Source organism: Cypionkella psychrotolerans (genome assembly GCF_001294535.1).
Classification (GTDB): Bacteria; Pseudomonadota; Alphaproteobacteria; order Rhodobacterales; family Rhodobacteraceae; genus Cypionkella; species Cypionkella psychrotolerans.
On sequence record NZ_LGIC01000019.1, the window covers coordinates 1 to 9,112 of the forward strand.

At 59.0% G+C, this 9,112-nt stretch carries 8 protein-coding genes and 1 pseudogene; 6 read left to right on the forward strand and 3 right to left on the reverse strand.

What is annotated here, in order from left to right; genetic code table 11:
* Positions 1-327: pseudogene (locus AKV04_RS25355) on the reverse strand (hypothetical protein); the annotation flags it as partial.
* A 161-nt stretch (positions 328-488) separates the two neighbouring features.
* Positions 489-902 carry a helix-turn-helix domain-containing protein gene (locus tag AKV04_RS27790; protein ID WP_054005272.1) on the reverse strand — a complete coding sequence of 138 codons (414 nt, stop codon included), beginning with the start codon at positions 900-902 and terminating at the stop codon, positions 489-491.
* Positions 903-1,237: 335 nt separating this feature from the next.
* Here AKV04_RS27790 and AKV04_RS04445 point away from each other — a divergent pair, with 335 nt between their 5' ends.
* The 6 genes from AKV04_RS04445 to AKV04_RS27795 all read left to right on the forward strand — a co-directional run bounded on the left by AKV04_RS04445 (position 1,238) and on the right by AKV04_RS27795 (position 8,637).
* A complete protein-coding gene (locus AKV04_RS04445) occupies positions 1,238-2,221 on the forward strand; it encodes an efflux RND transporter periplasmic adaptor subunit (RefSeq protein ID WP_156317354.1) in 984 nt (327 codons plus the stop codon).
* Complete coding sequence (locus AKV04_RS04450; RefSeq protein ID WP_407638399.1) at positions 2,218-5,433, forward strand: efflux RND transporter permease subunit; 3,216 nt, start codon at positions 2,218-2,220, stop codon at positions 5,431-5,433. Before AKV04_RS04445 ends, AKV04_RS04450 begins: the two co-directional genes overlap by 4 nt.
* Positions 5,434-5,492: 59 nt before the next feature.
* Entirely contained in the window at positions 5,493-6,779 is a 1,287-nt protein-coding gene (locus AKV04_RS04455; protein WP_054005273.1) for an NAD(P)/FAD-dependent oxidoreductase, read from the forward strand.
* Positions 6,780-6,830: 51 nt separating this feature from the next.
* Positions 6,831-7,034: a YgaP family membrane protein gene (locus AKV04_RS04460; RefSeq protein ID WP_054005274.1), complete on the forward strand. Its 204-nt coding sequence runs from the start codon at positions 6,831-6,833 to the stop codon at positions 7,032-7,034.
* A 41-nt stretch (positions 7,035-7,075) separates the two neighbouring features.
* Positions 7,076-7,408, forward strand: coding sequence for an ArsR/SmtB family transcription factor (locus AKV04_RS04465; RefSeq protein ID WP_054005275.1), 333 nt, complete (start codon positions 7,076-7,078; stop codon positions 7,406-7,408).
* A 626-nt stretch (positions 7,409-8,034) separates the two neighbouring features.
* Positions 8,035-8,637 (forward strand): nucleotide-binding protein, encoded by a 603-nt coding sequence (locus AKV04_RS27795; protein WP_407638400.1) that lies wholly within the window; start codon positions 8,035-8,037, stop codon positions 8,635-8,637.
* Positions 8,638-8,894: 257 nt separating this feature from the next.
* Here AKV04_RS27795 and AKV04_RS04475 read toward each other — a convergent pair.
* Positions 8,895-9,112, reverse strand: a 218-nt coding sequence (locus tag AKV04_RS04475) for a transposase (RefSeq protein ID WP_156317355.1), incomplete at its 5' end; no start/stop codon positions are given.

Below are 9,112 nucleotides of genomic sequence, written 5' to 3' on the forward strand. Positions count from 1 at the left end.
GTCGGCAAGGTGCGTGCGCAGCTGATCGTAGCTGTCGTAGTGGAAGCGCTTGATCGTCGCGTCCTTGATCGTGCGGTTCGGTTGGCTGACAGCTGTTTGCCGTCAAACACCGAGAAGCATTCGCTCGACTTGGCCGTTCGTCCATGGGTGGTTGGGTTTCGTCAATCGGTGCTTGATGCCGTTGGCCTCGCAGATCATGTCGAAGCGCATTGGCCGGGAATAGATGGTATTGCGGTTCCGTGGCCGCTCGGCGAACGGGATGCCCCTCGCCATTGGGCTTGAACCCGTGGCGCTTCCAATGGCTCGATCGGTGAGAATGGTATGAACCTGATAGGGCACGACTTCGAGCATGTGCTGGAGGAACTCCCAGGCGCTGCGTCTGTCAGCCGTTAGGGGATTGTGGCAGGTGGAGGGACCAGAAGCTCCGCTTGTGAATCCGCCCGTTTAGAGCATCCGTCTCTGCCCCGCCCATGTGGCGGTACGGTTTCTCAGGCGCGCGCCTGGCCACCGCTTTGACTTTCTGTGGAAAGGAAGCTGACGTGAAAAAAAGCGGGCGGCGCATATTTCGGAATGACGGGCGCGCGCATGCGCGAAATCCAACAAGATTCGGTTGTTAGCGTGATTTCGACTGAACCACCCACGACGATATCGGTCTTGCATCCCCGAGAAACCTGAAGTCCCCTATCAGCCACGGCCTCCGGCGTCCTGTTCGGATGGTTGTGCGGAGCTGATCGCTTATTGGCCAGCCCCGCCTCGCCATGATCTGCCAAGGCATGACGCCATCGATAGAAGCTTGCTCTCCCGATCCCGAAGTATCGACAGGTCTTGCTGACATCACCCGACGCCGCAGCGTGATCCAGAATGCGCAGCTTGCGCCGGATTTCATGTTGGTCTTTGGCCATCGAAATCACCCTCCCACTCTAAAATGGAGATTACAGAAGGTGTCTCGCTGAATCGACAGGTCCTACATTGGTTCAGGCCGAGGGGTTCACTCCACACCCGAGTCAGTTCTGGGTGAAAATCAACAACTTCCTATTCTGTGCTTGGAATCTAATGCCGCCAGACCGCTTGCCGCGTGATTTGGATCAAATGTCAAACTGAACATTTGCGCTAAGATTGTGGGATCGGGCCACGCGTCTGTGGCCGACCTTTGATTACTCGTCCGCTTTCGTAGATTTCATATTGATAAATTCAAATATTAGAATAATAAGTAATCATCGAACTGAGGACCCTATCCATGCGCCTTCCCCTGACGAGATTTCTGTGTGCCAGCCTACCGCTGTTTGGAGGCTTGGCCTTGGCTGACACGCCCGCCTTGCAGCCGACCACGATCACCGAGTGGAAGGCGGTCTACGGTCAGGTCGAGGCGCGCGACCGGATACCGGCACGGGCGCGTCTTGGCGGAACTCTGGTCGAGTTGACTGTGGTGGAGGGCGATCTCGTCACGGCGGGCCAGCCCGTCGGGCGGATCGAGGATGAAAAGCTGGCGATCCAGCTTTCCGCCCTCGCGGCACAACGGGGGGCGCTAGCGGCCCAACTGGCCAATGCACAGGCGGAACTTACCCGGGGCGAAAGCCTTTTGAAACAGGGCGTGACCACCGCGCAGGGGTTGGACGCTTTGCGCACGAAGGCCGATGTCTTCAAGGGCCAGATCGCAGCATTGGATGCGCAGGCCGGCGTGATTCAACAGCAGGGCAGGGAGGGCACGGTTCTGGCCCCCGCCGATGGCCGCGTGCTGGATGTGCCAGTCGCCAAGGGTGGCGTCGTGATGCCGGGCGAAGCCGTGGCTCTGATCGGCGGTGGGGGCACGTTCCTGCGCATATCGGTTCCCGAACGTCATGCCCCCAGCCTTCATCAGGGCGACAAAATCGAGATTGCCGAAGGCGATAAGACCCAGACCGGCACCTTGTCGCGGATTTATCCGCTGATTCAGAATGGCAGGGTGATTGCCGACGTGGAACTGGCCGGTCTGCCCGACACCTTTGTCGATGCGCGGGTGCTGGTGCGGCTGCCCGTGGGCAAGCGCAAGGTTTTGATGGTGCCCGCAACAGCACTATCATCGAACGCCGGACTGGATTTTGTCAGCGTCGAAATGGCCGCAGGCCCCATGCAGCGCAGCGTGGTTCCGGGCGAACATCAGGTGGTGGGTGGGGTCGAGATGGTAGAGATCCTGTCCGGCCTTGAGGCGGGGGACCGCGTGCTGCCTGGTGCCGCAAAATGACTATCCTGTCTGAAAAGCTGCCAGAGAAGTCACTGGGCATCGCGGGCCGCCTGACGCAGGCTTTCATCAAATCCGCCCTGACGCCCTTGTTCATTCTGGCGGCTTTGGCGGCGGGAATGCTGGCCGTTATCTCGCTTCCTCGTGAGGAAGAGCCGCAGATTTCGGTGCCTTTGGTGGATATCCATGTGCAGGCGCAGGGATTGCAGGCTGAGAATGCCGTCAAGCTGGTGACCGAGCCTTTGGAGGTGATCGTCAAGGGCATCAACGGGGTGGAACATGTCTATTCCTCGACCCGGGATGACAGCGCCTTGGTCACCGCTCGTTTTGCCGTGGGCACCAATGCCGATGAGGCGATGCTGCGCGTGCATGACAAGGTGCGCGCCAATATTGACCGGATTCCGCTGGGCATCCCCGAACCCCTGATCATCGGGCGCGGCATTGATGATGTAGCGATCCTGTCGCTGACCCTGTCCTCGGCCCCCGGTCAGGCCATTTCCGCCGATGACCTGACCCGCATCGCGCGCACGCTGCAGGTCGAGGTAGCCAAGGCCGACAATGTCGGCCTGACCTATCTGGTCGGCGACGCGCAGGCTGCCATCCAGATTCAACCCGACCCGGACCGGCTGGCGCTGTATGGTGTGACTTTGCAGCAACTGGCGCAGAAGGTGGGGCAGGCCAATCGCACGCTCAACACTGGCAAGCTGCGCGACAAAGGGCAGCAGATTGACCTTGTGGCGGGTCAGACCCTAACCGCGCCTTCGGAAGTGGCGCATCTGCTGCTGACCACGCGGGATGGCCGTCCAGTCTATGTGGCGGATGTCGCGAAGGTGACTTACGTGGCCGACACGTCGAACCATATCGTGGCCAACATCACTCGCAATGCCGACGGCTCCACCACACGCGCCCCTGCCGTGACGCTGGCTGTGGCCAAGCGGGCCGGGGCCAATGCGGTGGTGGTGGCAGCGGCGGTGCTGACGCGGGTCGAGGCGCTGAAAGGTCATATGATCCCGGACAGCGTGACCGTCACCGTGACGCGCGACTATGGTGCCACGGCCAATGACAAGGCCAATGAACTGCTGTTCCACCTTGGCCTTGCCACCGTTTCCATCATCATCCTGGTGTTTCTGGCCATCGGATGGCGTGAGGCGGTTGTGGTGGCCATCGTCATTCCGGTGACGATTTTGCTGACGCTTTTTGCCGCGTGGATCATGGGCTACACGCTCAACCGGGTCAGCCTGTTCGCGCTGATCTTCTCCATCGGCATCCTCGTTGATGACGCCATCGTGGTGATCGAGAATATCGCCCGCCACTGGGCGATGCAGAATGGCCGCAGCCGCTCCAAAGCCGCGATTGATGCTGTGGCCGAAGTGGGCAACCCGACCATCGTGGCGACCCTGACCGTGGTGGCAGCACTCCTGCCGATGCTGTTCGTATCCGGCCTGATGGGCCCCTATATGTCGCCAATCCCGGCCAATGCCTCGGCTGCGATGATCTTCTCGTTCTTTGTCGCCGTCATCATCACGCCCTGGCTGATGGTCAAGATTGCCGGCCGCGCTGATATGGCGGTGCATGGGGCAGACGACACCAATGGCGGCCACCATAGCGGTCGGCTGGAGCGGGCCTATAACCGCATAGCCCGGCCCTTGCTGAAAACCAAGGCGCGCAGCCTGACCTTTCTGCTGGTCACGGCGGTGCTGTCCTTCGGGTCATTGGCCGCGCTTTACACCAAGGATGTCACGGTCAAATTGCTACCATTTGACAACAAATCCGAACTGTCGGTGATGATCGACCTGCCCGAAGGCTCCTCGGTCGAGGCGACCGACCGCGTGGCGCAGGACGTGGCCAAGGCCGTCATGCAGATGCCAGAGGTCACCACGGTGCAGACCCACGCCGGCACCTCTGCCCCCTTCAACTTTAACGGCTTGGTGCGCCACTATTATCTGCGTCAAGACCCGCAGCTGGGTGAGGTGGCAATCAACCTCACACCCAAAGGCGACCGGGCGCGGGCCAGTCATGCCATAGCTCTGAATATTCGCACCAAGCTGGCAAGCCTAACCGTGCCGCCCGGCACCAGCCTCAAGGTGGTGGAACCGCCGCCAGGTCCGCCGGTGATCTCGACCCTTCTGGCCGAGGTCTATGGCCCCGACGCCGCCACTCGCCGTACGGCTGCGGCCCGGATTGAAGCGGCCTTCAAGGCCGTGTCCTTCATCGTGGACGTGGACAACAGCTATGGCACCCAGGCGCGCCGCCTGCGGGCGACGATTTCGACCGATAGCCTCGACTTCTTTGGCGTGCAGGAACAGGACGTGTTCGACACGTTGGCCCTGCTGAACGGTGGGCAAACGGTCGGCTATTCCAACCGCGGCTCGGGGCGTCTGCCGATCCCGCTGGAGGTTGCCCGCGCCAAGGGCGACCGGGTGATGGACCAGCGATTGCTGACCACGCCGATCCCGGCCAACGTTTTGCCGGGCGCCAAAGGGGTGGTCGAACTGGGCGATGTGGTGACGGTGGCCGAGGAACCTGCCTCTTACCCTATCTTCCGCCACAATGGCCGCGATGCAGAGATGGTGACAGCGGAACTGGCCGGAGCCTTTGAAGCGCCGCTTTACGGCATGTTGGCGGTGGCTGATCAGATCAGCCAGCAAGACTGGCCCAATGGCAAACCGACCATCAGCCTGCACGGCCAGCCTTCTGACGAAAGCAAGGTCACCCTGCTGTGGGATGGCGAATGGGAGGTCACCTACGTCACCTTCCGGGACATGGGGGCGGCCTTTGGCGTGGCGCTTTTGGGCATCTACATTCTGGTGGTCGCACAGTTCGGTTCGTTCCGGCTGCCGCTGGTGATCCTGACGCCCATCCCGCTGACTTTCCTTGGCATAATGGCGGGGCATTGGCTGTTTGGCGCACCTTTCTCGGCCACCTCGATGATCGGGTTCATCGCACTGGCTGGAATCATCGTCCGCAACTCGATCCTGCTGGTGGACTTCATCCGCAACTCCGGTGCTGTCACCATCGAGACCTTGATCGAGGCCGGGGCGATCCGCTTCAAGCCGATCCTCTTGACCGCCATCGCCGCCATGATTGGCGCGGTGGTGATCCTGTCGGACCCGATTTTCCAGGGACTCGCCATCTCGCTGCTGTTCGGGCTGCTGTCGTCCACCCTGCTGACCGTGCTGGTGATCCCGGCGATTTACCGCATGTTCAAGACCTGAAAACCACCCACCCGGCGGAGGAGGCCGGACGGGTTCACGCATTGGAAAGGGAGAAATCCATGGCACATGTCGTTGTATTGGGGGCCGGTCTTGGTGGGGCCATCATGGCCTACGAGCTGAAGGACAGCCTGCGCAAAGAGGACACTGTCACCGTTGTGACCAAGGATGCGAAGTATCACTTCGTGCCCTCCAACCCGTGGATCGCGGTGGGCTGGCGCAAGCGGGAGGAGATCACGGTGGATCTGGCCCCCGCCATGGCGAAACGGAAGATCAACTTCATCCCCGTTGCCGCCGAACGCCTGCACCCGGACAAAAACCGTATCGAACTGGTCGATGGCCAGTCGGTGACCTACGATTATCTGGTGATCGCCACCGGCCCGGACCTGGCCTTTGACGAAGTGCCCGGCCTTGGCCCGCATGGCGGCTTCACCCAGTCGGTCTGCCACATCGACCATGCCGAAAAGGCCGAACAGGCGTTTCAGGCGCTGCTGAAAAACCCCGGCCCGGTCATAATCGGCGCAGCACAGGGTGCAAGCTGCTTTGGCCCGGCGTATGAGTTTCTGTTCATCCTTGAAACCGCACTGCGCCGCGCGAAAATCCGCGACAAGGTGCCGATGATCTTTGTGACGCCGGAACCCTACATCGGCCATCTGGGCCTCGACGGCGTGGGCGACACCAAGGGCCTTCTGGAATCTGAAATGCGGGGCAAGACGATCAAATGGATGACCTCGACCCGGATCAAAAAGGTCGAAGATGGCAAGATGACGGTTGAGGAAGTGGGCGAGGACGGCGTGGCCAAGCCGGAAAAGGTGCTGCCCTTTGCCTATTCGATGCTGCTGCCCGCCTTTCGTGGCATCAAACCGGTGTCGGGAATTGAAGGTCTTTCGAACCCGCGCGGCTTCACCATCGTCGATCAGTATCAGCAGAACCCGAAGTTCAAGAACATCTTCGCCGTGGGGGTTTGCGTCGCCATCCCGCCTTTGGCTCCAACGCCGGTGCCCTGTGGCGTGCCCAAGACCGGCTTTATGATCGAAAGCATGGTCACCGCCACCTCCCACAATATCGCCAACCTCGTGCGCGGGGCAGAGCCGGATCAGGTTGGCACCTGGAATGCCATCTGCCTCGCTGACTTCGGCGACGGGGGCATCGCTTTTGTGGCCCAGCCGCAAATCCCGCCGCGCAACGTCAACTGGTCGGCCTCTGGCAAATGGGTCCACCTCGCCAAGGTGGGGTTCGAGAAATACTTCATGCGCAAGCTGCGGCAGGGCAAGTCAGAGCCGTTCTACGAAAGTCTCGCCCTGAAAGTGCTGGGCATCGACAAGCTGAAAGAAACCAAAAAGGGCTGACGCCCGCCGCCGGGGCGTTTGGCCCTAGGCCCCAACCTTAAGGAAATCAAAATGACCCTCGACCGCTCCGTCCTGCTTTTTGCCGGCATCATGACCCTACTTAGCGTGGTTCTGACAGCCTTTGTCTCCCCTTACTTCATCTGGCTTACTGTTTTCATCGGGGCCAACCTGATCCAGTCGGCCTTCACGGGGTTCTGTCCGGCCGCCTCGGTTTTCCGGGCGTTCGGGATCAAGAAAGGTTGCGCTTTCGAATAAGCCGCACATAAACGTCTGAGCCCGAAGCTACAGGAGGCTTTATGACGACACCACTTCTTGAGACGGAAAGTTTCGGCGGCAGCCCCACGGCCATCGCCAAGGCTGTGACCTTCTTAAAGACCCTGTCGCATGAAGGGCGCTTGCAAATTCTGTGTCTGCTGTTGGATCAGGAGCTTTCGGTCGGCACTTTGGCCGATGCGCTTGGTCTGTCACAGCCAACCGCCTCCCAGCAACTGATGCGCTTGCGGGCCGAAGGCTACGTCGGTGCGCGTCGCGAGGGCAAGACCGTCATCTATCGTCTGTTGCGAGAGGATGTGAAACCGGTGATTGCCGCGCTCCAGGATGTCTTTTGTCCACCGCCCGCAGCCAACTGAACTGGATCAGGATGGGCCGCAGACTTGGCGTGGGGCGTCAACCATGGGCAACAGCGCCGACGGGGCGCAGTTGCCGCGCACTGGGTCGTCCAGCGCGACAATCGCAACCCTCCGGTGCCCGTCCGCGAAACCAACACTTATGGTGACTGTCGAGTTCAGCCCGCTCGCGCATCGCAGGATGAGATGATAACGTTCGACAGTGCGAAGTAGTGCGCAAATCCTGTCCCCGCGACCATTAAATTACCACATAATTACAACATTTTAACCTCGCATCGCGCGGGGCTTTCTGCGTTTGCCATTTTGGGCGGTGCTACGGCAGTGCTACGCGGCAAAGAAAAGAAGGGGAGGGGGCATGCGCTGTTCCTTGTTCAAATTTAACGGTTAGCTAACCCTAGAGGACCGTGCCCAAGGGCACCGCAATGGAATCGGCCTACCACAGGCAGAACCTGAGCTTGGCTAACCATGTCGCGTAAACGGTGGACGCCATGCTGGTGTAGCATCGACAAAGGTTCCCGACCTTAAGTTGCCGTTCCATAATCCGCTTTGGCGGCGCGGCGGAAAAGTCACAATTACATCGCAGTGCCGAGAAAGGGGCCTAATTTTGAGAGTGGAAGCTCATGGCACAGATGAGTGGCTTGCGTTTATCGGAAAAAGGCACGTACGGTAAGCTCCAATTGAGAGCTATTGCTAAGGCAAGCCTTCGCAATAGCTCGATTAAAGATAGGATATTTCGCTTGAAGCCCAAAGTATTTATAGGGTCCTCCAGGGAAGGTGTACAGATTGCGGATGCAATCCACTCCAATTTAACCTATGAAGCAGAGTGTACCGTCTGGAAGGACGGCGTATTTCAACTCTCTGGAAACATACTCTCAAGCCTAATTGAGGTTCTGAGAGGATCAGATTTTGGAATATTCGTATTCTCCCCTGACGACATTACAGTGATGCGCAATGCTTCCAACAGTACGGTTCGGGATAATGTTATTTTCGAGCTCGGACTTTTTATCGGCCGTCTAGGCCAAGAGCGCTGTTTTTTCTTGATCCCGGATGACGCTTCTGACCTCCGACTGCCTAGCGACTTGGCCGGTGTAACGCCCGGACGATATGAAGGCAGCAGGGGTGACGGTAACTGGATGGCTGCACTCAATCCGGAATGCATGCAGATAAAGTTGCAGATGAACAGACTTAAATCTTTTCAAGACGCCGTCCCTCCCCACTCCGTCCAGAGGTAAATCTCTAACACAAATAAAGAGCACGGGCACGCAAGAGACTGCACAGGCCAGTATCTCTGCCAAATATTACAAGAAGAGTATCCTCGTGAGCGGAGACACTCTTCCATACAAAGAAAAACTGACGGAGCTTGGAAACTGGAATGGAGCCTTGAACGGTTGGGTGATTCCAAGAAGTAGGGAATCTAAACTAAGAGGCGAGTTTAAGGAGCTCACAATACAATCAGGCGAAACATAGCGCTAGGCTCAGGACTCATTGATCATATCCAGAAGATGACGATGGCTGCTATGGCGATGGCTGACATGAAAGTGTGGGCGCAGCGGTCGTAGCGGGTGTGGATACGCCTCCAGTCCTTGAGTTTGCCGAACATGTTTTCGATTTTGTGCCGCTTGCGGTAAAGCAGTCTGTCGTGCGGTGTCTGGATTTTCCTGTTGGATTTTGATGGGATACAGGCCTCGATCTTCCGATCTGCAAGGG

Bases quoted from the DNA above. Each gene is read 5' to 3' on its own strand.
- AKV04_RS27790 (WP_054005272.1), bottom strand. From the start codon at position 902: ATGGCCAAAGACCAACATGAAATCCGGCGCAAGCTGCGCATTCTGGAT.
- AKV04_RS04445 (WP_156317354.1), top strand. From the start codon at position 1,238: ATGCGCCTTCCCCTGACGAGATTTCTGTGTGCCAGCCTACCGCTGTTT.
- AKV04_RS04450 (WP_407638399.1), top strand. From the start codon at position 2,218: ATGACTATCCTGTCTGAAAAGCTGCCAGAGAAGTCACTGGGCATCGCG.
- AKV04_RS04455 (WP_054005273.1), top strand. From the start codon at position 5,493: ATGGCACATGTCGTTGTATTGGGGGCCGGTCTTGGTGGGGCCATCATG.
- AKV04_RS04460 (WP_054005274.1), top strand. From the start codon at position 6,831: ATGACCCTCGACCGCTCCGTCCTGCTTTTTGCCGGCATCATGACCCTA.
- AKV04_RS04465 (WP_054005275.1), top strand. From the start codon at position 7,076: ATGACGACACCACTTCTTGAGACGGAAAGTTTCGGCGGCAGCCCCACG.
- AKV04_RS27795 (WP_407638400.1), top strand. From the start codon at position 8,035: ATGAGTGGCTTGCGTTTATCGGAAAAAGGCACGTACGGTAAGCTCCAA.